The sequence below is a fragment of the Salmonella sp. NW1250 genome (assembly GCF_051812965.1).
Classification (GTDB): domain Bacteria; phylum Pseudomonadota; class Gammaproteobacteria; order Enterobacterales; family Enterobacteriaceae; genus Salmonella; species Salmonella enterica.
In genome coordinates this window covers 52065-77071 of the sequence record NZ_JAMNDD010000013.1, presented here as the reverse complement: position 1 = coordinate 77071, position 25007 = coordinate 52065, and the positions used below count along the sequence as shown (strand labels likewise).

Below are 25007 nucleotides of genomic sequence, written 5' to 3'. Positions count from 1 at the left end.
CTGGTTCGTAAAAGAGCGTCTAAAGTTAAACCGGGACCTCGCGAGCAAGGGTGAAACGATGGCGCTTTACACAATTGGTGAAGTGGCTTTGCTTTGTGATATCAATCCTGTCACGTTGCGCGCGTGGCAGAGACGTTATGGACTTTTAAAACCACAGCGAACGGATGGCGGTCATCGTCTGTTTAACGATGCCGATATCGACAGAATCCGCGAAATCAAGCGCTGGATAGATAACGGCGTCCAGGTCAGCAAAGTCAAAGTGCTGCTCAGTAGCGACAGTAGCGAACAACCTAACGGCTGGCGCGAACAGCAGGAGATCCTACTGCACTACCTGCAAAGCAGTAATCTGCACAGTTTACGGCTATGGGTCAAAGAACGCGGTCAGGATTATCCAGCCCAAACATTGACCACTAACCTGTTCGTCCCGCTGCGGCGACGATTACAGTGCCAACAACCCGCCCTTCAGGCGCTGCTCGGCATTCTTGACGGTATCCTGATCAACTATATTGCGCTCTGCCTGGCGTCTGCGCGTAAGAAACAGGGAAAAGATGCGTTGGTGATCGGCTGGAATATCCATGATACCACCCGCCTGTGGCTGGAAGGTTGGGTCGCCAGCCAACAGGGATGGCGAATCGACGTGCTGGCGCATTCGCTTAGCCAGTTCCGCCCGGAACTGTTTGACGGCAAGACGTTACTGGTATGGTGCGGAGAAAACCAGACGCTGGCGCAGCAGCAGCAACTCCTGGCATGGCGCGCCCAGGGACGCGACATTCATCCCCTTGGCGTTTAAACAGCAGCTAACAAATTCGCTTTAATGTATACTCCTTTTATTAACATAAGGAGTACATAATGCGCGTAGCGAAAATCGGGGTGATCGCCCTTTTCCTGCTGATGGCTATTGGCGGTATCGGCGGCGTGATGCTGGCAGGTTACAGTTTTATTTTGCGTGCCGGGTAAGCGCGCGCGTCAGCCTTTCAAACAGGCGGTCGATAATGATCGCCGCCAGCGCCACCAGCAGCGCCCCCTGGATAACATAGGCCGTATTAAAGCCGCTAAGCCCGATAATGATCGGCGTGCCTAACGTACTGGCCCCCACCGTTGAAGCGATGGTCGCCGTACCAATATTGATAATCACCGAGGTTCGGATGCCCGCCAGAATCACCGGCGCGGCCAGCGGCAGCTCAACCTGATACAACTGTTGGCGACGGCTCATTCCCATACCGCTGGCAACGCTCATCACGCTGGCAGGCACCGCGCCCAGCCCTGCCAGGGTCGCCTGCAGGATGGGCAACACCCCATACAGGATCAAGGCGATAATGGCCGGTTGCTGACCAAAACCCATGACGGGTACCGCGATCGCCAGTACCGCGACCGGCGGAAAGGTCTGCCCGACGGCGGCGATAGTCTCCACCAGGGGACGAAACTCTTTCCCACTTTCTCGCGTGACCGCAATCCCTGCGCCGACGCCCACCACGACGGCAAACAAACTTGAGATGCCCACCAACCAGAAATGGGCGAGCGCGAGGGCGGCAAAACTCTCCTGTTGGTAGACCGGGCGCGGTAAATCGGGAAACAGCGCGGCGAAGAACGGCTGGCTATAAGGCAATCCAAACAGCAGAAGCAAGAACAGAACAATAAGCCAGAGAAGCGGATCACACAGTCGTTTCACGGGGGGACGTCTCCGAAAGCAGATCGCGGAAATGGAGCGTACCGCAGGGCTCGCCCTGCTGATTCGCCACCGGCAGGACGTCGCACCGACGGGCGACAAACATCGATAGCGCATCACGTAGCGTCATCTCTTCCACCAGCGCGTCGCCGCTGAGCTGTTCATGCCGACGTACATAATCGCCTACGCTACGTAACGAAAGCAGCCTTACGCCCAGCTCGCTGCGGCCAAAAAACGCCTGCACGAAATCATTTTCCGGCGAGGTCAGCATAGAAAGCGGCGATCCCTGTTGGATAACGTGGCCCCCGTCCATCAGCACCAGATGGTCGGCGAGGCGTAGCGCCTCGTCGATGTCGTGCGTCACCAGTACGATGGTGCGTCCCAGTAGCTGATGAATGCGGGTCATCTCCTGCTGCAATGCGCCGCGCGTTACCGGATCAAGCGCGCCGAAAGGCTCGTCCATCAGCAATACCTGCGGATCGGCAGCCAGCGCCCGCGCAACGCCGACCCGCTGCTGTTGCCCGCCGGAAAGCTGATGCGGATAGCGATCGCGCAGCGCGCTTTCCAGACCCAATAATGCCATCAGTTCATCAATACGATCGTTAATCCGCGCACGCGACCACTTTTGTAGTTGCGGTACGGTGGCGATATTTTGCGCCACCGTCCAGTGGGGAAAAAGACCGATAGACTGAATGGCATAGCCCATGCGACGGCGCAGTTCAAGCACCGGCAGGCTGCGGATCTCTTCCCCGGCAAAACGGATCGTTCCGCTATCATGCTCTACCAGCCGGTTAATCATCTTCAGAGTGGTCGATTTTCCCGAACCGGAGGTGCCAATTAACACCGAAAAGCTGCCTTCGCTAAAGTGCAAATTGAGGTCGCTAACAGCCTGTTGATCGCCGAAGGTTTTACTGACATGGTTAAATTCAATCATCGGTTGCTCCCTTCAAAAACGCGATCCATAAATCAAACAGCGCGTCGATCATTACCGCCAGCGCAATCACCGGAATGACGCCCAACAGGACTAAATCAATGGCGCTGCTCAATAGCCCCTGAAACACCAACGCGCCGAAACCTCCCGCGCCAATCAGCGCGGCGACGACGGCCATTCCCACTGTCTGAACCATGACTACCCGCAGGCTACGTAAAAAGACCGGCAGCGCCAGTGGCAGTTGCACATGCCTGAAGCGCTGGCCGCTACTCATTCCCATGGCTCTTGCGCTCTCCAGCACATCGCGCGGCACCTGATTGAGCCCGGCGACCACGCCGCGCACCAGCGGCAATAACGCATAGAGCACCAGCGCTATCAGCGCAGGCGTCATGCCGGTTCCCGCGACGCCGAATGCGGCAAGCCACGGAAACTGTTTCACCAGCCCGGCCAACGGCGCAATCAGCAGGCCAAACAGCGCGACCGAAGGAATGGTCTGGATCACATTCAGCACGGTAAACACCGGCCCCTGGCGTGAGGCGGAAAAATAACACCAGACGCCCAACGGTAGTCCGATCGCCAGCGCCGGCAGCACCGTGCCCGCCAGTAACATCAAATGTTGCACCAGCGCGGCATCGAAAACATCCTGGCGGTTGGTATACTCTTTCAGAAGCGAGAGGTTGTCGAACGTGCCTGAAAACAGCAGCGCCAGCGGGACAATGACAATTTGCGCGTGCAGCAACCAGCGCCACAGCGGCCCAGTGGTAATACGGCGGATCGCATCGCTACAGGCCAGCAGCATCAGACCGAGGCCCAGCCACAATCCACTTCCCAGACTGGTACGCGCCAGCGGACTGCCCTCCTGCGCCAACTGGGTCGCCGCCCTGCCGACTCCCCACAGCATGACAATAAAAAGCGTCTGCGCCATCATCAGCGTCAGTACGCTACCGCGTTTACCGGGTACAAAGCACAGCGTAAACAGCGCGCATCCCGCGCCAGTCAGCATCCAGATGGTCGCCGGCCAGATCTCCCATAACTGGCGCCCCTCGCCGCTCACCAGACGATTCGGGGCGTAATTAATGAAAGGCAGCGCGACAGCAAGCAGGGTCAGAACAACCAACAGCAACAGCACACGATTAACCGTGATTTTTTTGGCAGCATCACTCACAGATTACTTCACCCACCCTTTTTGTCGGAGGTAATCTGCGGCGACTTTTTTCGCATCCAGCCCTTCTACGGCGATTCTGGCGTTCAACTGTTGCAGCGTTTTCTCATCAAGGCTGGCGAAAACGGGCTGCAGCCAGTCGGCTATCTGCGGATAGGCCTGTAACACCGATTCACGCACAACCGGCGCGGGGGCATAGATAGGCTGGACGCCTTTCGGGTCGCTCAGGGTTTGCAGACCCAGCGCGGCGACCGGGCCGTCGGTGCCATACGCCATCGCGGCGTTAACGCCGGATGTTTGTTGCGCGGCGGCTTTGATCGTGACCGCCGTATCGCCGCCCGCCAGCGACAAGAGCTGGTTCTGATTCAAGGTAAAATCATAGGCTTTTTCAAATGCCGGCAGCGCATCCGCCCGTTCGATAAATTCCGCAGACGCCGCCAGTTTAAAAGTGCCGCCCTCTTTCAGATAACGGCTGAGATCGGCAAGCGAGGAGAGTTTATTTTTTTCCGCGATGTCCTGGCGTACCGCGATGGTCCAGGTGTTGTTGGCCGGCGCAGGCGTCAACCAGACCAGCTTATTCTGCTCCGCATCCAGTTTTTTGACTTTCTCAAAGCCTTGCTTTGCATTTTTCCATGCCGGATCGTTTTCATCTTTAAAAAAGAACGCCCCGTTACCGGTGTATTCCGGATAGATATCCAGCTCTCCGGCGGTAATCGCGCCACGAACGACTGGCGTCGTCCCGAGCTGAATTTTATTGACCGTTTTAACGCCGTGGCTTTCCAGTACCTGCAAAATCATGTTGCCGAGCAGCGCGCCTTCGGTATCAATCTTTGACCCGACCGTCACGGGCGATGCCGCCTGTAGAGGTAAACTCACCGTCGCCAGCAACGCCAGCGAACTTACCCATAGCTTTGAGATCGTCATGATGCTTTCCTCATCCTTTTACGGCCTTTTTCAGAGACTTGAGAAAAAAGCATAGTTGAAAAGTCTGCGTTTAACCTGGGATTTTCCGCCAGTTTAAGTGACGTGGCAGGCAATAAAAGGGGGGACAGGAAAAGTCATTGCCAGACAGGGCGCAGCTATCGCGCCCTGTTGACGGCAGGCTTACAGTAGCTCGAACGATCCTTGTTTAACGCGAGCGGAATCCACGCCGATAAAGACGTTGAACTTGCCGGGTTCCGCGTCATACTTCATCTGCTGATTCCAGAACTTCAACGCCTCGATATCAATCGGGAAACTCACGGTTTTACGTTCGCCGGGCTTGAGGGTGATTTTTTCAAAGCCTTTTAATTGCTTCACCGGGCGGCTCATTGACGCCGTGACATCCTGTAAGTACATCTGGATGACCGTAGCCCCTTCGCGTTTACCGGTGTTCGTGACCTCTACGCTGGCCGTGACTTTGCCGTCGCGTTGCATTGTCGGTGAGGAGAGCGTGACGTCAGACACCGTAAATGTGGTGTAGCTCAGACCGTAACCAAACGGATAGAGCGGGCCATTCGCTTCGTCAAAATAACGTGAGGTGTATTTGTTTGGCTTTTCAGGATTATACGGGCGTCCCGTATTGAGATGGCTGTAATAGACCGGAATTTGTCCCACCGAACGCGGGAAGGAGATCGGCAATTTGCCTGACGGGTTGTAATCGCCAAACAGCACATCGGCAATGGCGTTGCCGCCTTCCGTCCCGGCAAACCAGGTCTCCAGAATCGCATCGGCCTGTTGATCTTCTTTTACCAGCGCCAGCGGTCTACCGTTCATTAATACCAGTACCAGCGGCTTACCGGTGGCTTTCAGAGCGGTGATTAAGTCGCGCTGACTCTGCGGAATGGTGATATTGGTACGGCTGGAGGCTTCATGCGCCATCCCCTGCGACTCGCCTACCACCGCGACCACCACATCGGCCTGTTTCGCCGCCTGCACCGCCTCATCAATCATCGCCTGCGGTGAGCGCGGATCGATTTTCACCGCCTCTTCATACAGGTTTAAGAAATCGACGATATCTTTATCGTTAGTGATATTCGCCCCTTTGGCATAGAGGATCTTCGCCCCGTCGCCGACGGCATTTTGAATACCCGCCAGCACCGTCACCGACTGATTCGCAACCCCAGCAGCAGACCAGCTTCCCATTACATCACGTTGACTGTCGGCCAGCGGCCCAACAACGGCAATGGTGCCCGATTTTTTCAACGGCAGCGTTTCCAGCCGGTTTTTCAGCAGTACCACACTTTCCCGCGCCACTTCCCGCGCCTCTTTACGATGCAGGCGGCTTTCGGCATTGGTGTCCACCGGGTCGCTCTCTTTCGGCCCCAGATGGCTATAGGGGTCGTTAAACAATCCCATGTCATATTTTACGTTGAGCACATGGCGCGTCGCGTCGTCCAGTTCCGCCATCGTCACTTTGCCCGATTTAATCAGACCCGGCAGATATTTGCTGTAATACTCATCCGCCATGCTCATATCCACCCCTGCCTTTAGCGCCACGCGCACCGCATCTTCCGGGTCGGCCGCGGTGCCGTGTTTAATCAGTTCTTTAATAGCGCCGTGGTCGGAAACGGTAATTCCCTTAAAGCCCCACTCATCGCGCAGGACATCTTTCAATAGCCAGGAATCTGACGTCGCAGGCGTGCCGTTCAGCGAGTTCAGCGCCACCATCACCGCGCCGCTCCCCGCATCCAGCCCCGCTTTGTAAGGCGGCATATAGTCATTAAACAGACGCTGGGAACTCATATCCACGGTGTTGTATTCTTTACCACCTTCAACGGCGCCATAGGCGGCAAAATGTTTCACGCTGGTCATCACCGAATAGCGATCCGCCGGACTTTTGCCCTGCATCGCTTTCACCATGGTTTCGCCCATGATGGAGGTTAAATATGTATCTTCGCCAAAGCCTTCGGAGGCGCGTCCCCAACGCGGATCCCGGGAGACATCCACCATCGGCGCCCAGGTCATATTCAGACCGTCGTCCGCCGCTTCATACGCCGATACGCGTCCTACGGTTCTTACCGCATCCAGATTAAAAGAAGAAGCCAGACCGAGGCTTATCGGGAAGACGGTTCGCTGGCCGTGTACCACGTCATAGGCAAAAAAGAGAGGAATTTTCAGGCGGCTCAATGCCATCACCTGATCCTGCATTTGACGGATATCCTGGCGGGTGACGGTATTGAAAATCGCCCCTACCTGCCCGTCTTTGATCATCTCGCGAATCGCTTCTTTCGGGTTATCAGGGCCGACGCTGATCAGACGTAACTGACCAATTTTTTCATCGACAGTCATTTTCTTGAGTAAATCGGTGACGAACGCGTCGCGCGCTTCAGGCGTCAGCGGGTGATTGCCAAACAGGTTTTCCGCCAATGCTGGCTGCATCGCCAGACTCACAGCAACACCTACTGAACATAACCATTTCATGTTGAGTCTCTCTTTATCTTTATCCCGACGAGGCGGTAAAAACAGAATAAAAACCGCAGTTTGCCATAAGCCTAAACGCGAGAGGAGAAGAAAGCGAAGGTTATTCTCCTAATTTTCCGCACAGTCGAATACGCAACCGCCAGCAAATGGTATCAAGGCGGCAAATGAATACCACCAACACAGAGACAATTTGAATGAGAAAGCGTATTGTCATACCAAGCGCTATGCTTAACGCTGATATTTTGTCCCACCACAAGGAGTGGAGAATGTCTTCCATAACAATGACTGATAATAAAACGTTCCTGAATGAGCTGGCCCGCCTGGTAGGCCATTCTCACCTGCTGACAGACCCCGCCAAAACCGCCCGCTATCGCAAGGGTTTCCGTTCCGGTCAGGGCGACGCGCTGGCCGTTGTTTTCCCGGGTTCGTTACTGGAACTGTGGCGTGTGCTCAACGCCTGCGTTAACGCTGACAAAATTATTCTGATGCAGGCCGCCAACACCGGTCTGACGGAAGGCTCCACGCCGAACGGCAACGACTACGATCGCGATATTGTGATTATCAGCACCCAGCGGCTGGATAAGCTGCACTTACTGGATAACGGCCAACAGGTTCTGGCCTGGCCCGGTACGACGCTCTATGCGCTGGAAAAAGCGCTTAAACCGCTGGGCCGTGAACCGCACTCGGTGATTGGTTCGTCGTGTATCGGCGCGTCGGTCATCGGCGGCATCTGTAATAACTCCGGCGGCTCGCTGGTGCAGCGCGGCCCGGCCTATACCGAGATGTCGCTCTTTGCCCGTATTGACGAGCAAGGCAAACTGCAACTGGTCAATCATCTGGGTATCGATCTTGGGCATACCCCGGAGCAGATCCTGAGCAAGCTGGATGATGAACGGATTAAAGATGAGGATGTGCGTCACGATGGTCGTCATGCGCACGATCACGACTACGTGACGCGGGTACGAGATATCAACGCCGATACGCCCGCCCGCTATAACGCCGACCCGGACCGTTTGTTTGAATCTTCCGGCTGCGCCGGAAAACTGGCGGTTTTTGCCGTTCGCCTTGATACCTTTGCAGCGGAAAAAAATCAGCAGGTTTTTTATATCGGCACCAATCAGCCCGCGGTACTGACTGAAATCCGTCGGCATATTCTGGCGAACTTCGACAATCTGCCAGTGGCGGGAGAATATATGCATCGCGGTATCTACGATATTGCGGAGCAGTACGGTAAAGATACCTTTCTGATGATCGATAAACTCGGCACCGACAAGATGCCATTCTTTTTCACGCTAAAAGGCCGAACCGATGCGATGCTGGAAAAAGTAAAATTTTTCCGTCCGCATTTCACCGACCGCGCGATGCAGAAATTCGGCCACCTGTTTCCCAGCCATCTGCCGCCGCGAATGAAAAACTGGCGCGATAAATATGAGCATCATCTGCTGTTAAAAATGGCGGGAGACGGCGTCGCAGAAGCGCAACGCTGGCTGAATGAATTTTTTAAATCCGCTGAGGGCGGTTTCTTCACCTGTACGCCGGAAGAAGGCAGCAAAGCCTTCCTGCACCGCTTCGCCGCTGCTGGCGCGGCGATTCGTTATCAGGCCGTACACGCTGATGAAGTGGAAGATATTCTGGCGCTGGATATCGCTCTGCGCCGCAACGATACCGACTGGTTCGAGCATCTGCCGCCGGAAATCGACAGCCAACTGGTACATAAACTCTATTACGGCCACTTTATGTGCCACGTTTTTCATCAGGACTATATCGTGAAGAAAGGCGTCGACGTCCATGCGCTGAAAGCGCAAATGCTGGAGCTGTTGCAGGCGCGCGGGGCACAATACCCGGCGGAGCACAACGTGGGACATCTGTATAAAGCGCCGGAAACGCTGACGCGTTTTTATCGGCAAAATGACCCAACCAACAGTATGAACCCCGGTATCGGCAAAACGAGTAAGCGGAAATTCTGGCAGGAAAATACGCCCGACGAAACGCATTAACACCGTGCGGTTTACCGTGAATGCCCGGCGGCGCGATGCCTGCCGGGCCTGCGGCGACTTAATCGTTCTGTGCGGTTTGCGCTCCGGCGCTGGCGCTGGCTGCCGCCATTTGCGCGGCTTTTTGCTTTTTATAGCTCAGCGCGGCAGCCGGAACGGGCATGACTTTACCGGTTTCAATCCATGTACGCAGGCGACTGGCGTCCGCAAAGTGGGTATATTTGCCGAACGCATCCATGACCACCAGCGCGACCGGTTTGTTATTGATCACGGTACGCATCACCAGGCAATGCCCCGCCGCATTGGTAAAGCCGGTTTTCGTTAACTGGATATTCCAGTTATCACGGTAGACCAAATGGTTGGTATTGCGAAACGGCAGCGTATACGCCGGATGCGAGAATGTCGCCATATCTTCGCGCGTGGTGCTTAGCTGGCCAATCAGCGGGTATTGCTTCGTGGCAATCAGCAATTTTGTTAAATCCCGCGCGGTCGAGACGTTATGAATCGACAGCCCCGTCGGCTCAACAAAGCGGGTATGCGTCATGCCCAGCGCTTTCGCCTTCGCATTCATCGCTTTAATAAATGCGTTATAACCGCCGGGATAATAGTGCGCCAGGCTTGCCGCCGCACGGTTTTCGGATGACATCAACGCCAGCAGCAACATATTTTTGCGGCTAATTTCGCTGTTCAGGCGCACGCGGGAGTAAACCCCTTTCATTTCCGGCGTCTGGCTGATATCGACCTTCAGTATTTCATCCAGCGGCAATCGCGCGTCGAGCACGACCATCGCTGTCATTAATTTGGTTATCGAGGCAATCGGACGCACCAGATCCGGGTGGTTCGAATAGATCACTTTATTGGTGTTGAGATCAACAATCATTGCGCTACCGGAGGCAATCTCAGGTTGAGACGCCGCGGTTGTCGCTGCCGTTTTCGCCACAGCCTGCGGGGCAAAAGGAACGGCCAACATCAGAGCAAGGCTCAGGAATGAAGCTCGGAATTTCAGCATGATGAGATTTCTGATAATGATTCACGCGCGTCGTAACGCACACCGCCTGAGCTAAGATTATACTCAAGCTAGCAGTGGCATCATAGCGGCACGCCAGCGTTGCCGCTACAGAAGAATCGTCAGCAAATGCTGCATTGCTGGCTTTTGCGCCAGCCCTTTTTCGCATCAGAACAGGCGGTAGCCGTATCCCCACAGGATCACGGTGATCGCCAGTAGCACCTCCAGGACCAGCACGCCGATAGCGAGCGTCGAACTGGAGAAGCTTAATCCTTCCTCTCTATTAATGTTAAGGAAAGTCGGAATACCCAAATACAGCAAATAGCCGGTGTAAAAGAGCGCGACAGCGCCGACCAGTGCGCATAGCCATACCAGGGGATAGAGCGCCACCAGACCACTTAAAAACAGCGGCGTCGCGACATAGCCGGCAAAAACCATACAGCGCGCAAGCGATGGCCGTTGCGGATAGTTTCGCGCCATCCACCAGATGACGCGTCCCATCACCGCGACGCCCGCCAGCATCACGCCGTAGAACAAGACCGCCAGCGCAAAAGCGGTAAACAGCGAGAGTTGTAACACGTTGCCGCCGCCAAAATTCCAGCCGATTTGCGTCGTGCCGATAAAGGCGCAGACGACGGGAATCGCCGCCATCAGCAAAACATGGTGCGTATAGTGATGCGAAACGGTTTCGTTTTCGCTTTTGATCACCTGCATTTCCCGATCGGGATGGGAAAAAAGCCCCCATACATGGTTCATACTGCCCCCTTCTGCTGCCTCAGATGCCAGTATGTTCAAGTATAATTCAGTTTCTGGTTATTTTATGAGCAATGGCAAAATAGTCTCCGGCAAAACGTCGGCTTTGCCGCGCACGCCTCTTGCCAGGGTGTATGCTTAATGCCGGAGGTGGTTTACGCATGGATATCAACACGCTTATTACGCATTATGGATATGCGGCGCTGGTTATCGGCAGTATGGCCGAAGGTGAAACCGTTACCCTGTTGGGGGGCGTCGCGGCGCATCAGGGATTGCTCAAGTTTCCGCTGGTGGCGGCGGCCGTCGCGCTGGGAGGGATGATGGGCGATCAGCTACTTTACCTGTTAGGACGATGCTATGGCGGGAAGATCCTGCGTCGTTTCCCGCGTTATCATACGAAGATTCGTCGCGCACAGAAAATGATCCAACGCCATCCGTATCTGTTTGTGATCGGCACGCGTTTTATGTATGGCTTCCGGGTGGTTGGCCCGCTGCTGATTGGCGCCAGCCGCCTGCCGCCTAAAATTTTTCTGCCGCTGAATATTGTAGGCGCGCTGATCTGGGCGCTGCTGTTTACCACGCTGGGATATCTTGGCGGCGAGGTGATCGCGCCATGGCTGCACGACCTCGATCAGCATCTCAGGCACGGGGTCTGGCTGATTCTGGCCATCGTCCTGGTGGTGGGCGTGCGCTGGTGGCTGAAAAGACGCGGCAAAGCGGAGGCCCGTTAAACCTGATGGTATCCGGATGGCATAACGCCGCCATCCGGCACCCGGCGTTTATTTTGCGTTGAATTGCGGATTCGCCAGCATAAACCCGCCGTCGACAATCAGCGACTGACCGGTGGTATAGCTTGCGCCTTCCGAACACAGCCAGGCGACGAGGCTGGCTATTTCATGCGTAGAACCCGGTCGGGCAATAGGGATCGAGGGTTCCGATCCCGGCTCAATGTCGCTGTCATCCATATCATTCATCGGCGTGGCGATAGCGCCTGGCGCGACGGCGTTGACCAAAATATGATGTTCAATCAGTTCCAGCGCCATGGATTTAGTCAATCCCCCCAGCGCATGTTTCGCCGCGGTATAGGCGCTGGCTTGCGGAAGCGGCGTATGCTCATGGACGGAGGTGATGTTGATAATGCGCCCTCCCTCTCCTTGTTTAATCATATGCCGGGCGGCGATCTGCGCGCAGAGAAACGCGCCGTCGACGTCCACAGTAAAAATTTGCCGCCACTGCGTAAACGGCATATCAATAAACGCGGATTTGGTCATCGCCCCGGCATTATTGACCAGCACGTCAACGCGCCCCAGGCGCTGGATAAGATGTTCAATGGCCTGCGCGCCCTCGGGTAACTGGCTCAGGTCAAGATGAATGGTCTCTGCCCGCACACCAAATTGCGCCGCTTTTTTCGCCGTCTCCTGCGCGCCGCGTTCATCGGAATGCCAGGTGATACCAATATCAAAACCGTTTTGTGCTAATAACAACGCACAAGCTTTGCCAATTCCCGAATCTGATGCCGTTACAATTGCAACTTTGGTCATATTCCTCTCCGGATGATTCATACACAGCCTAAGTATAGGAACCCTGTCTGAATCATCCGGAAAAATCAGGAATGATAACCGCCGCCCAGCGCGCTGGTAAGCTGAATGGAGGCATCCAGCCACTGGCCCTGCAACAGCAAGCCGTTACACTGCTCGCGCAGTGCCGGGATTTTGGCCTCGCTCACGCGGGAACCCGCAATAATGCCGGCATTAAAGCGCGCTTGCGCCAGACCGACCACACGCTGCGCGTCATGCTCAATCTGCTGCTGATGCTGGTTTTTCTGCGCCAGCGTCTCTACCTGACTGGCGGCGCGCGCCACATCATTAACCGCATCTACCACCGCTTTGTTGTAGTTGGCGATAGAAAGGTTGCTTTGCGCTTTGGCGATATCGAGGTTGGCATTCAGCCTGCCGCTGTCGAAAATCGGCAGCGTTAGCCCGCCGGTAATGCCATATTGCTGTGCGGAATGGCGGAACAGATCGCTCAGATGTAACGCATCCTGCTGTAAAAAAGCCATCAGATTGATATCGGGATAAAACGCGGCCTTCGCGGCGTCAATGCTGCTCAACGAGGATTCAATGTACCAGTGCGCGGCCTGTAGATCCGCCCGGCGCGCCAGCAAAGAATAGCCCAGTTGCGACGGTAACTGGCTTTCAACGGCGGGGAGACTCACCTGACGCAGCTTGAGCGCCGCCGATTGCGTATTGGTTAACGCGCTGAGCCGCGCTTCAATAACCTTCATTTTACCGTTAACGTCATTCAGCTGCTGCTGGGTTTTGCTGGCGTCGATATCGGTCTCGACCCCTTCAACAGAAGAAGTAATACCGTGTTGATACAGCTCCCGGTTTACCGTCACCACGTTTTGCTGCTCTTGCTCGATTTGCATCAGCACATTTTTCAGCGCCGCCTGCGTCTGCCACTCCCAGTAGAGTCGCGCCACGCCGCTTGCCAGCAATTGTCGGGTCTGCTCCTGCTCCGCTTCGCGCGCTTTGACCGCCCCGATCCGCGCGGTAACTTCAGCGCGGTTTTTCCCCCATAAATCCAGATCCCAGCCCGCCGTCAGGCCGAATGTACCGTTGGTATACCACGGCCCGGTCGTTCCCGCCGCGGGGTCGGTAATCGCGAATGGCCCCATCAGTCCTTCCGCGGACATTCGCTGGCGCTCAATGTCGGCAGAAAAGTCGAGCTGCGGGCCGTCCTGCGCCTCAACCGCTTTCGCCTGCGCTTCCGCCAGTTGAATACGCTGTTCAGCCACCTGCATATCCGGCGAATGCTGTATGGCATTATCAATCAGCGCGTCAAGCTGCGTATCGTGATACGCCTTCCACCACTGGCTATCCGGCCAACCGTTTTTCAATGCCGCCGGCAGGCTGGAATCAACATGAGAAGAGGGCGTCTGCTGGGTCAGCGACTGGCGGGTATCGTGCATTGGGGCGCAGCCCGCCAGCAAAATAAAAAGCGGTAAGCTCGCTGTCGCGGCAAGGAAAGAATTACGATTCATGGAGGTGTTCTGATAAAAAAAGGTGCGCAGAGAGTACGTCTTACGACGATCTATTTTTTAGTTACGCGTGGCAATACATCATCAGACAACAAAAGACATATTTTGAAATTTATATGATTAGAAAATAATTTCATCTGATACATTTTTTGATGTAATGATTCAATGTAAAGTCCCATTAACCCGTTAATAAATGAACGATTTTGCTGCAATACGCGCCAGCAGCCTTCATGAGTTAAACGTCGCCACGCCCAACAAGGCAGCAGATGGCTTAATACTTTCCTATACTTTGTTTGTATTTACCAATAAAGGGACAAACAATGAAAATTCTTCTATGGGCAATCTTAATTATTTTTCTGATTGGGCTGTTGGTGGTAACGGGCGTGTTTAAGATGATTTTCTGATTCCTGCGCCGGGCAGCGATAGTATCTGTCCGGCACACGTTCTGGACGCTGTAGAGATTAGATTTTAATAGCCTGAATCGCCCGCGCAATCTCGGACGAACGGTTTAACGCCCGAATCGACTGAAAGAGTTCCGTCGCCTCAATATATTCCTTACGTAAATATCCCAACCACTGTTTAATACGCGCGACATGGTATAAACCGGTATCGCCCTGCTTTTCCAGCCGGGTATATTTTTGTAATAACGTCACCACTTCCGGCCACGGCATACGCGGTTCGTTATACTTCACCACCCGGCTCAGGTTAGGAATATTTAACGCCCCACGGCCAATCATCACCGCATCGCAGCCGCTGGTCGCCATACATGCCTGCGCGCTCTGCCAGTCCCAGATTTCGCCATTAGCGATAACCGGAATAGTCAGACGCTGGCGTATTTCGCCGATCGCCTGCCAGTCGATATGCTCGGCGCGGTAGCCCTGCGCTTTGGTACGACCATGCACCACCAGTTCACTGGCGCCGGCCTGCTGCACCGCATCAGCGATTTCAAATTTTCTATCGCCGCTATCCCAGCCGAGACGCACTTTTACCGTCACCGGCAGATGCGACGGTACCGCGGCCCGCATCGCTTTCGCGCCCTGATAGATGAGTTCGGGATCTTTGAGCAATGTCGCGCCGCCGCCGCTGCCGTTCACCACTTTTGACGGACAGCCGCAGTTCAGGTCCACGCCATACGATCCCAACGCCGTCGCCCGCGCGGCGTTTTCCGCCAGCCACTGCGGATGCTGGCCCAGAAGCTGAATACGCACCGGCGTGCCGGACGGCGTGCGGCTGGCGTGATGCAACTCCGGGCAGATGCGATGAAACACTTTTACCGGCAGCAGCTGATCCACCACGCGCACAAATTCGGTGATGCAGAGATCGTAATCATTCACTTCGGTCAGCAGCTCGCGCACTAACGCGTCGAGCACGCCTTCCATCGGCGCCAGTAAAACACGCATATCGGTATCCACAGCAAAAAAAGAGGCGCTATCATAACGCCTCTCTGCGATGAGCAAAACTTTTTGCCGGGTGGCGGCACAAACGCCACGCTACGTCACGTAAAGTGCTCAACGCGGCTCAAGACAGTTATCTTCTTTCCAGCCGTACAGCCATTCGATACCGCGATAAAACGCCTCCTGCGATTTCCCTTTCCACAGCAGATTACGCACCTGACGCTCCACCCCGGCGGCGTGATAGAGACGCCCCATCTCGCGGGTAGACCAGACGATACGCGCCGTGCGGGGAATACGCACCGACTCATACAGCGCAAATGCCTGCTGCGCGTCGCCGTCGCAGCGTTCCAGCGCTTTGCCCAGCGTGACGGCGTCTTCCAGCGCCATACAGGCGCCCTGGGCCATATATTGCGCCACCGGATGCGCGGCGTCGCCCACCAGAGTGATACGCTCGGTTCCCCATTTCGCGACCGGCTCGCGATCGGCGGTCGACCAGCGGCGCCAGGAGGTCGGCTTGTCCAACATCTGACGCGGGCGGGGATGAATACCGGCAAAATAAGAGAGCACCTCTTCTTTACTGCCGTCTTTCACGCCCCACTCTTCTTGCTGGCGGCTGTGGAATGTCACCACCAGATTGTACTGTTGGCCTCCGCGCAGCGGATAATGAACCAGGTGGCAATGCGGGCCTGCCCACAGCACCGGTGCGTTAATACGTAAATCGTCCGGCATATCGTCGCAATCAATCACCGCCCGATAGACTACATGCCCCGTTACGCGCGGCGCGTCGCCGAGTAAACTTTGCCGCACGACCGATTTAACGCCGTCGCAGCCCACAAGAATATCCGCCGTCCAGCTATTTCCCTGCTCATCAAACACCGTAACGTCATCCGGCGTCTGGCGGATATCGACAATATGGGTCGAGGTACGATACTCCACGCCAGGGTGCGTCAGCACCGCTTCCCATACCGTTGCATGAATATCTACCCGGTGAATTACCGCATACGGCCCGCCAAAATGGTCACGGAACGCCTGTCCGGTTTCAATGCATACCACTTCTTCGGCATTCACGGCATCCATCATGGTAATGTGATCGGTAAACACCGCACGCTGGCGGGCAACATCGCCCACACCGAGACTATCCAGCGCCGAAAAAGCGTTCGGCCCAAGCTGAATACCCGCGCCAATCTCGCCAATTTCGTGCGCTTTTTCCAGCAGCATGACTTTTATTCCCTGGCGCGCCAGCGACAGCGCGGTCGCCGCGCCGCCGATTCCGCCACCTACAATAATTGCGCTTGTCACGTGAGTCATGGTCATTCTCCTTTTCAGGCCGGGATTTTATCTTGTTGATTTTCCGGCGCGGCGGCAATAAACGCCGGTAGCTGTACGCAGGCGTCATAAACGGCTTTACAGCGCGGATAGCCTGATAAATCGCAGCCCATCCTGAGCGCATTCGCCCACTGAGGAATCAGGCAGCAGTCCGCAAGGCCTGGCGCGTCGCCCACGCAGAATCGTCCGGACTGACTTTTACGCAATAGCTGCTCTACCGCGCTTAACCCTTGCTGTATCCAGTGGGCGTACCAGCGTTTTTTATCCTCTTCGCTAACCTTCAGCTCATCGGTCAGGTAGCGCAACACGCGCATGTTATTGATTGGGTGTATATCGCAGGCGATAGCGTAGACAATTTCCAGCGCCTGGCTGCGCGCCGGGTCGCTCGTCGGCAGCAGCGGCGTTTGCGGAAAATGTCGGTCCAGCCAGTCGACGATGGCCAGCGATTGCCCCAACGATTCGCCGTCATCAGTGACCAGCGTCGGCACCAGGCCTACCGGATTCATCCGTCGGTAGGCCAGCTCATTCTGCTGGCCGATACGAATATTGACGCCCACTGTCTGGTAATCAATCCCCTTTAACGCCAGCGCAATACGTACACGATAAGACGCCGAACTATTAAAGAAACTGTACAGCTTCATCGTTCACCTCAGACAATTTTCACAGCAATCGGCGTCAGACCTTCTACGTTCCCGGTGATGACATCCCCTTTCACCACTGCGCCCACCCCCTCTGGCGTACCGGTGAAAATCAAATCGCCTGGCTGCAATTCAAAGAAGCCGGACAAATAGCTGATGGTTTCATTCACCGACCAAATCAGATGACGAATATCGCTGCGCTGATGGTCTTCGCCGTTAACCTGTAGCCAAATAGGGGCGTTATCCACATTATGCGTTTCAGCGGCTTTGTGTAATGGCGCAATGGGCGCGGAGAGATCGAACGCTTTGCCAATTTCCCACGGGCGTCCCATCTGACGCATTTCCATCTGACGATCGCGACGCGTCATGTCCAGACCGGTGGCGTATCCCCAGACATATTCATGGGCTTTTTCCAGCGGGATATCGCTCCCCTTTTTACCAATCGCCACCACCAGCTCAATTTCATAATGGTAGTTATCGGTCTGCGCCGGATACGGCAGTTCCAGGGTATCCCCCGCCGCTACCGGGACGACAGCGTCCGCTGGTTTACAAAAGAAGAACGGCGGTTCGCGATCGGGATCAAAGCCCATTTCACGGGCATGGGCGGCATAGTTGCGACCCACGCAGTAAACGCGACGTACCGGAAACTGCTCATCACTGCCCGCCACGGGTACTGTCACTGGGGCCTGCGGCTGGAATACATATTTGGTCATGTTCTCTCTCCCTAATTAATAACGTGCTTCGCGGAACAGCCCCAGGGCTTCCTGAACCGGCTTGTCCGAAAAGCTGAATAACACCGTGTCTTCGCTGCTGCGAAACGACACCTCATGCCAGGTCGGCGCCACAAAAATGTCTTTTGCGGAAAAATGAAAAGTTTCGTTGCCGATAGTGACCTGCCCTGCCCCTTCAACGACGTGGTAGATAGTGCTGTCGGTGCTCCGCGCCACACGCGAGGCAAAGCCTTTTGGCAGCAGTTGCAGGAACGCGCCCATCGACGGCATCGGATAACCGCCGGTGACGGGATTAACGTAACGCAGCTTGTAACCTTCCCACTCATCCGGATCGCCCATACGGGTCAGATCGTGCAGCGCCTCGCGACTGCGGTCGTAACGGTAGTTGAAAATCGGCGACGAGTTCCCGCGCTGGTGGCGCAGCGGCAGCATATTCGCTGCATAGCGCGGCAGATAATCGCCCTCTTTTCGCGTTACCGGCTGCTGATCTTCGGGATAGTCTTCCGCAAACCCACAGCCCAGGAGGTTGACTAACGGCAGATCCAGACCATCCAGCCATACCACCGGCTCTGATCCCGGATTACCATGATCGTGCCAGCGCCACTGCGGCGTCAGGATAAAATCGCCGGTATGCATTGGCGTGCGCTCGCCGTCCACCGCGGTAAATGCGCCTTTACCTTCGACGATAAAACGCAGCGCCGACTGGTTATGGCGATGACTCGGCGCGACTTCGCCGGGCAGGATCAGCTGTAAACCAGCATATAAGGTCGCCGTGATCGACGACTGACCGCGCAATGCCGGATTTTCCAGCACCAGCACCCGGCGGATCGCCTCTTTCGCGCCAATGACATTGCCGCTTTCCATCAGTAGCGGACGAATTTCCTGATAATTCCAGTAGGCCGGCGCGCAGTTGGCGTTTGGCGTCTGCGGTACCAGGTGATGTAACGATTCCCACAGCGGCGTCAGATTCTGCCCGGAAATATGCTGGTAATACTGCTGACGGCTATCTTTTACGTTCTGATTTATTTCAGACATGGAGATTCTCCTTATTCGTTTACGACGCTGGCACGCGGCAGGTCGTCAGGTACAGAAATCGAAAGGCGGACAACCACCGTCAGCAGGGTAAGCATTACCGCGCTGATAGCCGCCGGAATAGCAATGACAAAAAACAACGTATCGAAAGAGAAATTGAGGGCCATCATCATGCCGCCGGAGAGCGAACCGACAATCGCCCCGCAGCGTCCAATGGCGTTCGACCAGCTCACGCCCGTCGCCCGGCTTTGGGTGGGGTACAGCGTCGCCGTCAGAGCATTAAGCCCGACCTGGGAACCGCTAATACCGATGCCGGTACCAAAAATTGCCAGCGCCATCAGCCAAAGGCCGTTTTCGCTCAGGCCTATCATGACAATGCAAACCGCGCCCAGCGCATAGCTCACCGCCAGTACCCGGAACGGGTTAAGCCGGTCCATCAACACGCCGAGTAACAGCGCGCCAAGCGTGCCGCCAACCTGGAATGCGGCAGTCACCCACGACGCCTGTTGCAGATCAATACCGCGATGGTTAAGTAACGTCGGCATCCAGCTGGAAAGCAGATAGATAATGAGCAGGCTCATAAAGAACACCACCCATAACATCAGGGTAATGACAAGCTGTCGCCCGGCAAAAAGCTGGCGAATACTGCCTTTGGCGACGGCTGCCGTCTCATGCAGAAAGAATTGTGTATCGTGATAGCGCTCGCCGGTAATGGCGCTGACCGTCCTGGCGACAACGGCTTGCGGTAGTTGGCGACGTACCTGCCAGCGGGGAGATTCCGGCAGCGCGAACAGCAGGCCGAAAAACAGCAGCAAAGGCAAGATGCCGCCTAGCGCCAGAATTCCGTGCCAGCCAATCAGCGGCACCAGTTGCGCGCTCACAATCCCGCCCATCGCCGACCCCAGGGTAAAACCGCAGAACATCAGCGTGACCAGCGCTCCGCGTCGACGAGCGGGAAGGTATTCCGACGTCATGGTGATGGTATTCGGCATCGCTCCGCCCAGTCCCAGACCGGTTAAGAAGCGCAGCAACACCAGGGTTTCTATATCCGGCGAGAAAGCGGAAAGCAGGCTCAATGCGCCGAATAGCGCTACGCAAAGCTCAATGACCCGCTTGCGGCCAAAGCGATCCGCCAGCGGCCCGCATAGCAGCGCGCCAGCCGTAAGCCCCAGCAGCCCTGCGCCAAACAGCGGCGCAAGTTCGCTGGCGCTTAGCTGCCAGTGAGTACGAATATCCGGGGCGATGAAGCCAATCGCGGCGGTGTCGAAACCGTCGAGCATAACCACCAGAAAACAGCAGATGATAACGCGCCACTGCATTTTGCCGACGGGCGCGGCATCAATAAGGGCTTGTAGATCACGTCGTTGAGTCATAGCTAATGCCTCAGTGCAGGGAGATAGATGTTGTTTTTATGTTTGCTATGTTACGAGTTTGTAGAGTGAGCGATAAAATGTACAATGGCTTTTCAGGCAGAGACATAACCTGGAGGTTATAGCGAATGGCGAACTGGGCGCAGAAATTGAAATTACATCACCTACAAACGCTGGTTGCGCTGGGCGAACAGGGCAACCTGACGCACGTCGCCCGGATGATGAATATCTCCCAGCCGGCGCTATCGAAGTGGCTATCTCAACTCGAAGATGAGATAGGCATCACGCTTTTTGAGCGCCACAGTAAAGGGCTACGCCCCTCGGAAGGCGGTAAATTACTGCTCCAGCACGCCCAGCGCCTAATTAACGATCTGGAGCGTTCACAGTATGAAATCGCCCGTTTCAAGCAGGGCGGCCTGGTTGGCAGCCTGAAGATCGGCTGTTCGCCCGTGGCGACTGACTGCGTATCACAGGCGATTCTGAGCCTGCTTAACGAAATGCCGACGCTGCATCTGAATATTGAAGAAAAGGTAATGACGCCGCTGCTGCACGATTTGCTTGCCGGTCAGGTGGATGTGGTGGTAGGGCGTGTCGGCGGACGCGCCCTGCAACTGCCGCTTAATTATCAGGTACTTTATACCGAGCCGGTCTGCTTTGTGGCGCGTCCGCACCATCCGCTGGCCGCGCGAGCGCAGATCGCCTGGAGCGATCTGGCGCACTGGCGGTGGATAGTCTGGCCAACCGGCACCCCTATTCGCATCAGTATTGATAACGCCCTCGTCGATAACGGCGTCATGCTCCCGGAAAACACCATTGAATCGGCGTCAATGAACGTCAGCACCAATTTGCTGCAAAGCAGCGATATGATCTCTATTCTTTCTTTACGGCTGGCGCAACGCTATGCCAGCCAGGGGCAACTGGCGATTTTAAACTTGCCAAAAATTGAGCAAAAAGGCAGCGTAGGGATGTTCTGGCGTAAGAATGAGACGCCGTCTTTGGCCCTGAGTCGCTTTTTGTATTTTTTAGCCCAGGTTTAACGCCGCCGACCAGGGGCATTGCCCGATGTTCCTGCTGTCTATACCCACTATGCTAAGAATTCATGATGTGATCGGTAGCACGTTTTAACGTTTAATTGTATGATGAATCCATCTCATCAAGGGCTTTAAACATGAGTAAGTCACTGAATATTATCTGGCAATATATACGCGCTTTTGTATTGATTTATGCCTGTTTGTACGCAGGCATTTTTCTTGCATCACTGCTTCCTATCACTATTCCCGGCAGCATTATCGGGATGTTAATTCTGTTTGTGTTGCTGGCGCTGCAAATTCTGCCGGCGAAGTGGGTTAACCCCGGCTGTTATGTGCTGATTCGTTATATGGCGTTGCTGTTTGTGCCGATTGGCGTTGGGGTCATGCAATATTTTGACTTACTGCGCGCGCAATTCGGCCCGGTGGTGGTCTCTTGCGCTATCAGTACGCTGGTCGTTTTTGTGGTCGTAAGCTGGAGTTCACATCTGATACACGGTGAGCGTAAAGTGGTTGGGCAGAAGGGAACGAAAAAATGATGACATATATCTGGTGGTCGTTACCGCTGACGCTGGCGGTATTTTTCGCCGCCCGCCGACTGGCGGCGCATTTTAAAATGCCGTTGCTGAATCCGCTGCTGGTGGCAATGGTAGTCATTATTCCTTTTCTGTTGCTGACCGGTATTCCCTACGAGCACTACTTCAAAGGCAGCGAAGTACTTAACGATCTGCTGCAACCGGCGGTAGTGGCACTGGCCTATCCCCTTTATGAACAATTGCACCAGATTCGCGCGCGTTGGAAATCCATTATTAGTATCTGTTTTGTCGGCAGTCTGGTAGCGATGATTACCGGAACATCCGTTGCCTTGCTGATGGGCGCAACGCCTGAAATCGCGGCATCGGTACTGCCTAAATCCGTGACTACGCCTATCGCGATGGCGGTGGGCGGCAGCATCGGCGGCATCCCCGCGATCAGCGCGGTATGCGTAATTTTTGTCGGTATTCTGGGCGCGGTGTTTGGCCACACGCTGTTAAACGCGATGCACATCCGTACTAAAGCCGCACGCGGGCTGGCAATGGGGACCGCCTCACATGCGCTCGGTACTGCGCGCTGCGCCGAGCTGGATTACCAGGAAGGCGCGTTTAGCTCCCTGGCGCTGGTGATCTGCGGCATTATTACCTCGCTGGTAGCACCCTTTTTGTTTCCGCTCATTCTGGCGGTAATGCGCTAACGACGGGACAAAAGACCGGGTTAAAATTTGCGATACGTCGCGCATTTTTCATTTAAGTTTCACAAGTTGCATAAGCAATGAGATTTAGATCACATATTAAGACATAGCAGGCCCGTAAACTACGGTTCCATTACATTGTTATGAGGCAACGCCATGCATCCACGTTTTCAAACTGCTTTTGCCCAGCTTGCGGATAATTTGCAATCAGCGCTGGCCCCTATCCTGGCGGACCACCATTTTCCCGCCATGCTGACCGCAGAGCAGGTCTCGACGCTTAAAAATACGGCGGGACTGGACGAAGACGCGCTGGCTTTCGCACTGTTACCTCTGGCGGCGGCCTGCGCCCGTACCGATTTGTCCCATTTTAACGTCGGCGCGATTGCGCGCGGCGTTAGCGGCAACTGGTATTTCGGCGCGAATATGGAGTTCCTGGGCGCCACCATGCAACAAACTGTGCATGCTGAACAAAGCGCGATTAGCCACGCCTGGCTACGCGGCGAAAAAGGGCTCGCCGCCGTCACCGTTAACTACACGCCTTGCGGCCACTGTCGCCAGTTTATGAACGAGCTGAACAGCGGTCTGGATCTGCGCATTCATCTGCCGGGCCGCGCGCCGCATACGTTACGCGATTATCTGCCTGACGCTTTCGGGCCAAAAGATCTGGAGATCAAAACGCTGCTGATGGACGAGCAGGATCATGGCTTTACGTTAACGGGCGATACGCTAACGCAAGCGGCGATTACGGCAGCCAATAAGAGCCATATGCCTTATAGCCACTCACCGAGCGGCGTGGCGCTGGAATGTAAAGATGGCCGTATTTTCACCGGCAGCTATGCGGAAAACGCCGCCTTTAACCCTACGCTTCCCCCACTGCAAGGCGCGCTAAACCTGCTGAGTCTCAATGGCTATGACTATGCGGATATTCAGCGCGCGATTCTGGCGGAAAAAGGCGATGCAGCATTAATTCAATGGGATGCCACCGCCGCAACGCTGAAAGCGTTAGGTTGCCATAATATTGACCGCGTGCTTCTCGGCTAAGCAAATGTGCCGGATAGCGACGCACTGGCGTCTTATCCGGCCTGACTCTCCTCTCCCGCGACCCGATACAAGGGAAATCATGCTGAAAATCTCCGCAATCAGACGGCGGTTTCTTGCGCTACGTCTTCGGGTACAGTAGCCTGATCGTACTTTCATCCTGGTATCGAGTTTCCTGCATGTTAAAGCGCGTGTTTTACAGCCTGTTGGTCCTGGTAGGCTTGCTGCTGTTGACGGTGCTTGGCCTCGATCGGTGGATGAGCTGGAAAACAGCGCCCTATATCTATGACGAGCTACAGGATCTTCCCTACCGCCAGGTTGGCGTCGTGTTAGGGACAGCCAAATACTATCGCAAGGGTGTCATTAATCAGTACTATCGTTATCGTATCCAGGGCGCGTTAAACGCTTACAATAGCGGTAAAGTCAATTACCTGCTGCTCAGCGGCGACAATGCCCTGCAAAGCTATAACGAACCGATGACCATGCGCAAAGACCTTATCGCGGCGGGCGTCGATCCTGCGGACATTGTGCTTGATTACGCTGGCTTCCGTACGCTTGACTCCATTGTGCGTACCCGCAAAGTGTTTGATACCAACGACTTTATTATCATCACTCAGCGCTTCCACTGCGAACGCGCCTTGTTTATTGCGCTGCATATGGGCATTCAGGCGCAGTGTTACGCGGTACCTTCGCCCAAAAATATGCTGACAGTGCGCCTGCGCGAATTTGGCGCCCGCTTTAGCGCGCTGGCGGATCTCTATATTTTTAAACGCGAACCGCGTTTTTTAGGCCCGCTGGTACCTATTCCCACGCAGCATCAGGTGCCGAATGACGCCCAGGGGTATCCGGCAGTTACACCGGAACAATTGCTTGAACTGGAAAAGAAAAAAGGGAAATGATCATGGATGTACAGACGATATTTGTCATATTAGCCTTTCTGCTACTCCCGCTTTTTTGCTTCCGTGAGGCCTGGAAAGGCTGGCGAACCGGCGCGGTAGATAAAGTTGTCAAAAATGCGCGAAAACCGGTTTATGTCTATCGCCATGCCGATCCCGTACAATATTGGTCTTATCTTTTTCTTTATACCGGTTGCGGTTTTTTATTTACTGGAATGATTATTTATCTTCTTTTTTATCGTTAATCTATTTATTATCCCTTTAAAATTGAGAATAGTTATTATTATGATATAAGGAACAAATGCTGTTTTGCATTCTGGTTTCATTTTTTTGTGAATTCTTTCACAGAATACCCTTCTTTCAATGCTTAGG

General features: G+C 54.9%; 26 protein-coding genes. 11 read left to right on the top strand and 15 right to left on the bottom strand.

Features of this window, described 5'->3' with window-relative positions; all coding sequences use genetic code 11:
• Positions 1-58: 58 nt before the first annotated feature.
• On the top strand, positions 59-790 hold the full coding sequence (gene mlrA / locus NBA72_RS19785; protein ID WP_001240418.1) for an HTH-type transcriptional regulator MlrA: 732 nt from the start codon (positions 59-61) through the stop codon (positions 788-790).
• A gap of 59 nt (positions 791-849) precedes the next feature.
• Positions 850-957, top strand: a complete 108-nt coding sequence (locus tag NBA72_RS19780; protein WP_001261696.1) for a protein YohO — start codon at positions 850-852, stop codon at positions 955-957.
• Here the strand turns inward: NBA72_RS19780 and NBA72_RS19775 are convergent.
• From NBA72_RS19775 to bglX, 5 genes are all read right to left on the bottom strand, one after another.
• Positions 938-1669 (bottom strand): ABC transporter permease, encoded by a 732-nt coding sequence (locus tag NBA72_RS19775; protein ID WP_000824854.1) that lies wholly within the window; start codon positions 1667-1669, stop codon positions 938-940. The two genes, NBA72_RS19780 and NBA72_RS19775, sit on opposite strands and share 20 nt — an antisense overlap.
• Positions 1653-2600: an ABC transporter ATP-binding protein gene (locus NBA72_RS19770; RefSeq protein ID WP_000569166.1), complete on the bottom strand. Its 948-nt coding sequence runs from the start codon at positions 2598-2600 to the stop codon at positions 1653-1655. Before NBA72_RS19770 ends, NBA72_RS19775 begins: the two co-directional genes overlap by 17 nt.
• Entirely contained in the window at positions 2593-3762 is a 1170-nt protein-coding gene (locus NBA72_RS19765; protein WP_023181940.1) for an ABC transporter permease, read from the bottom strand. Before NBA72_RS19765 ends, NBA72_RS19770 begins: the two co-directional genes overlap by 8 nt.
• A 3-nt stretch (positions 3763-3765) precedes the next feature.
• Positions 3766-4683: a glycine betaine ABC transporter substrate-binding protein OsmF gene (gene osmF, locus NBA72_RS19760; RefSeq protein ID WP_000155876.1), complete on the bottom strand. Its 918-nt coding sequence runs from the start codon at positions 4681-4683 to the stop codon at positions 3766-3768.
• Between the two features lie 180 nt (positions 4684-4863).
• Positions 4864-7161 (bottom strand): beta-glucosidase BglX, encoded by a 2298-nt coding sequence (bglX, locus tag NBA72_RS19755; protein WP_000871554.1) that lies wholly within the window; start codon positions 7159-7161, stop codon positions 4864-4866.
• A 266-nt stretch (positions 7162-7427) separates the two neighbouring features.
• Between bglX and dld the strand changes: the two genes are divergently transcribed.
• Positions 7428-9158, top strand: coding sequence for a D-lactate dehydrogenase (gene dld / locus NBA72_RS19750; protein ID WP_042949020.1), 1731 nt, complete (start codon positions 7428-7430; stop codon positions 9156-9158).
• Positions 9159-9216: 58 nt separating this feature from the next.
• Here dld and pbpG read toward each other — a convergent pair whose 3' ends face one another.
• On the bottom strand, positions 9217-10164 hold the full coding sequence (gene pbpG, locus NBA72_RS19745; protein WP_000911555.1) for a D-alanyl-D-alanine endopeptidase: 948 nt from the start codon (positions 10162-10164) through the stop codon (positions 9217-9219).
• 165 nt (positions 10165-10329) lie between these two features.
• Positions 10330-10917: a Yip1 family protein gene (locus tag NBA72_RS19740; RefSeq protein ID WP_042949019.1), complete on the bottom strand. Its 588-nt coding sequence runs from the start codon at positions 10915-10917 to the stop codon at positions 10330-10332.
• Between the two features lie 158 nt (positions 10918-11075).
• On the opposite strand from NBA72_RS19740, the gene NBA72_RS19735 reads away from it, so the two are divergent.
• Positions 11076-11645 carry a DedA family protein gene (locus NBA72_RS19735; protein ID WP_001523476.1) on the top strand — a complete coding sequence of 190 codons (570 nt, stop codon included), beginning with the start codon at positions 11076-11078 and terminating at the stop codon, positions 11643-11645.
• 48 nt (positions 11646-11693) lie between these two features.
• On the opposite strand, the gene NBA72_RS19730 is transcribed toward NBA72_RS19735, so the two are convergent.
• On the bottom strand, positions 11694-12455 hold the full coding sequence (locus NBA72_RS19730; RefSeq protein WP_000169608.1) for an SDR family oxidoreductase: 762 nt from the start codon (positions 12453-12455) through the stop codon (positions 11694-11696).
• Between the two features lie 65 nt (positions 12456-12520).
• Positions 12521-13957: a multidrug resistance outer membrane protein MdtQ gene (mdtQ, locus tag NBA72_RS19725; protein WP_042949018.1), complete on the bottom strand. Its 1437-nt coding sequence runs from the start codon at positions 13955-13957 to the stop codon at positions 12521-12523.
• Positions 13958-14274: 317 nt separating this feature from the next.
• Between mdtQ and yohP the strand changes: the two genes are divergently transcribed.
• Positions 14275-14358, top strand: coding sequence for a small membrane protein YohP (yohP, locus tag NBA72_RS19720; protein ID WP_000698460.1), 84 nt, complete (start codon positions 14275-14277; stop codon positions 14356-14358).
• A 57-nt stretch (positions 14359-14415) separates the two neighbouring features.
• Here yohP and dusC read toward each other — a convergent pair whose 3' ends face one another.
• The 6 genes from dusC to mhbT form a co-directional block, all read right to left on the bottom strand.
• Entirely contained in the window at positions 14416-15354 is a 939-nt protein-coding gene (dusC, locus tag NBA72_RS19715; RefSeq protein WP_001264839.1) for a tRNA dihydrouridine(16) synthase DusC, read from the bottom strand.
• Positions 15355-15462: 108 nt separating this feature from the next.
• Positions 15463-16656 (bottom strand): 3-hydroxybenzoate 6-monooxygenase, encoded by a 1194-nt coding sequence (locus NBA72_RS19710; RefSeq protein ID WP_000150103.1) that lies wholly within the window; start codon positions 16654-16656, stop codon positions 15463-15465.
• Positions 16657-16670: 14 nt separating this feature from the next.
• Positions 16671-17315, bottom strand: a complete 645-nt coding sequence (maiA, locus tag NBA72_RS19705) for a maleylacetoacetate isomerase (RefSeq protein ID WP_000781195.1) — start codon at positions 17313-17315, stop codon at positions 16671-16673.
• Between the two features lie 8 nt (positions 17316-17323).
• Positions 17324-18025 carry a fumarylacetoacetate hydrolase family protein gene (locus NBA72_RS19700; RefSeq protein ID WP_000170621.1) on the bottom strand — a complete coding sequence of 234 codons (702 nt, stop codon included), beginning with the start codon at positions 18023-18025 and terminating at the stop codon, positions 17324-17326.
• Positions 18026-18040: 15 nt separating this feature from the next.
• Positions 18041-19078: a gentisate 1,2-dioxygenase gene (gtdA, locus tag NBA72_RS19695; protein WP_001289857.1), complete on the bottom strand. Its 1038-nt coding sequence runs from the start codon at positions 19076-19078 to the stop codon at positions 18041-18043.
• 11 nt (positions 19079-19089) lie between these two features.
• Entirely contained in the window at positions 19090-20448 is a 1359-nt protein-coding gene (gene mhbT, locus NBA72_RS19690; protein ID WP_023201136.1) for a 3-hydroxybenzoate transporter MhbT, read from the bottom strand.
• Between the two features lie 125 nt (positions 20449-20573).
• On the opposite strand from mhbT, the gene NBA72_RS19685 reads away from it, so the two are divergent.
• The 6 genes from NBA72_RS19685 to NBA72_RS19660 all read left to right on the top strand — a co-directional run bounded on the left by NBA72_RS19685 (position 20574) and on the right by NBA72_RS19660 (position 24880).
• Positions 20574-21482, top strand: coding sequence for a LysR substrate-binding domain-containing protein (locus NBA72_RS19685; RefSeq protein WP_000024658.1), 909 nt, complete (start codon positions 20574-20576; stop codon positions 21480-21482).
• A gap of 131 nt (positions 21483-21613) precedes the next feature.
• Positions 21614-22012 carry a CidA/LrgA family protein gene (locus NBA72_RS19680; RefSeq protein WP_000045719.1) on the top strand — a complete coding sequence of 133 codons (399 nt, stop codon included), beginning with the start codon at positions 21614-21616 and terminating at the stop codon, positions 22010-22012.
• Complete coding sequence (locus tag NBA72_RS19675; RefSeq protein WP_000989296.1) at positions 22009-22704, top strand: CidB/LrgB family autolysis modulator; 696 nt, start codon at positions 22009-22011, stop codon at positions 22702-22704. Before NBA72_RS19680 ends, NBA72_RS19675 begins: the two co-directional genes overlap by 4 nt.
• Before the next feature lie 153 nt (positions 22705-22857).
• Positions 22858-23742 (top strand): cytidine deaminase, encoded by an 885-nt coding sequence (gene cdd / locus NBA72_RS19670; protein ID WP_000553526.1) that lies wholly within the window; start codon positions 22858-22860, stop codon positions 23740-23742.
• Positions 23743-23918: 176 nt separating this feature from the next.
• A complete protein-coding gene (sanA, locus tag NBA72_RS19665; protein ID WP_000920081.1) occupies positions 23919-24638 on the top strand; it encodes an outer membrane permeability protein SanA in 720 nt (239 codons plus the stop codon).
• Positions 24635-24880 (top strand): DUF2542 family protein, encoded by a 246-nt coding sequence (locus tag NBA72_RS19660; protein ID WP_000605187.1) that lies wholly within the window; start codon positions 24635-24637, stop codon positions 24878-24880. Before sanA ends, NBA72_RS19660 begins: the two co-directional genes overlap by 4 nt.
• The last annotated feature ends 127 nt before the right edge of the window (positions 24881-25007 follow it).

Coding starts and splice junctions, on each gene's coding strand:
- NBA72_RS19780 (WP_001261696.1), top strand. CDS start 850: ATGCGCGTAGCGAAAATCGGGGTGATCGCCCTTTTCCTGCTGATGGCT.
- cdd (WP_000553526.1), top strand. CDS start 22,858: ATGCATCCACGTTTTCAAACTGCTTTTGCCCAGCTTGCGGATAATTTG.
- NBA72_RS19685 (WP_000024658.1), top strand. CDS start 20,574: ATGGCGAACTGGGCGCAGAAATTGAAATTACATCACCTACAAACGCTG.
- dld (WP_042949020.1), top strand. CDS start 7,428: ATGTCTTCCATAACAATGACTGATAATAAAACGTTCCTGAATGAGCTG.
- NBA72_RS19700 (WP_000170621.1), bottom strand. CDS start 18,025: ATGACCAAATATGTATTCCAGCCGCAGGCCCCAGTGACAGTACCCGTG.
- NBA72_RS19770 (WP_000569166.1), bottom strand. CDS start 2,600: ATGATTGAATTTAACCATGTCAGTAAAACCTTCGGCGATCAACAGGCT.
- osmF (WP_000155876.1), bottom strand. CDS start 4,683: ATGACGATCTCAAAGCTATGGGTAAGTTCGCTGGCGTTGCTGGCGACG.
- bglX (WP_000871554.1), bottom strand. CDS start 7,161: ATGAAATGGTTATGTTCAGTAGGTGTTGCTGTGAGTCTGGCGATGCAG.
- pbpG (WP_000911555.1), bottom strand. CDS start 10,164: ATGCTGAAATTCCGAGCTTCATTCCTGAGCCTTGCTCTGATGTTGGCC.
- NBA72_RS19680 (WP_000045719.1), top strand. CDS start 21,614: ATGAGTAAGTCACTGAATATTATCTGGCAATATATACGCGCTTTTGTA.
- maiA (WP_000781195.1), bottom strand. CDS start 17,315: ATGAAGCTGTACAGTTTCTTTAATAGTTCGGCGTCTTATCGTGTACGT.
- sanA (WP_000920081.1), top strand. CDS start 23,919: ATGTTAAAGCGCGTGTTTTACAGCCTGTTGGTCCTGGTAGGCTTGCTG.
- mhbT (WP_023201136.1), bottom strand. CDS start 20,448: ATGACTCAACGACGTGATCTACAAGCCCTTATTGATGCCGCGCCCGTC.
- NBA72_RS19710 (WP_000150103.1), bottom strand. CDS start 16,656: ATGACTCACGTGACAAGCGCAATTATTGTAGGTGGCGGAATCGGCGGC.
- mlrA (WP_001240418.1), top strand. CDS start 59: ATGGCGCTTTACACAATTGGTGAAGTGGCTTTGCTTTGTGATATCAAT.
- yohP (WP_000698460.1), top strand. CDS start 14,275: ATGAAAATTCTTCTATGGGCAATCTTAATTATTTTTCTGATTGGGCTG.
- gtdA (WP_001289857.1), bottom strand. CDS start 19,078: ATGTCTGAAATAAATCAGAACGTAAAAGATAGCCGTCAGCAGTATTAC.
- NBA72_RS19660 (WP_000605187.1), top strand. CDS start 24,635: ATGATCATGGATGTACAGACGATATTTGTCATATTAGCCTTTCTGCTA.
- dusC (WP_001264839.1), bottom strand. CDS start 15,354: ATGCGTGTTTTACTGGCGCCGATGGAAGGCGTGCTCGACGCGTTAGTG.
- NBA72_RS19730 (WP_000169608.1), bottom strand. CDS start 12,455: ATGACCAAAGTTGCAATTGTAACGGCATCAGATTCGGGAATTGGCAAA.
- NBA72_RS19735 (WP_001523476.1), top strand. CDS start 11,076: ATGGATATCAACACGCTTATTACGCATTATGGATATGCGGCGCTGGTT.
- NBA72_RS19740 (WP_042949019.1), bottom strand. CDS start 10,917: ATGAACCATGTATGGGGGCTTTTTTCCCATCCCGATCGGGAAATGCAG.
- mdtQ (WP_042949018.1), bottom strand. CDS start 13,957: ATGAATCGTAATTCTTTCCTTGCCGCGACAGCGAGCTTACCGCTTTTT.
- NBA72_RS19675 (WP_000989296.1), top strand. CDS start 22,009: ATGATGACATATATCTGGTGGTCGTTACCGCTGACGCTGGCGGTATTT.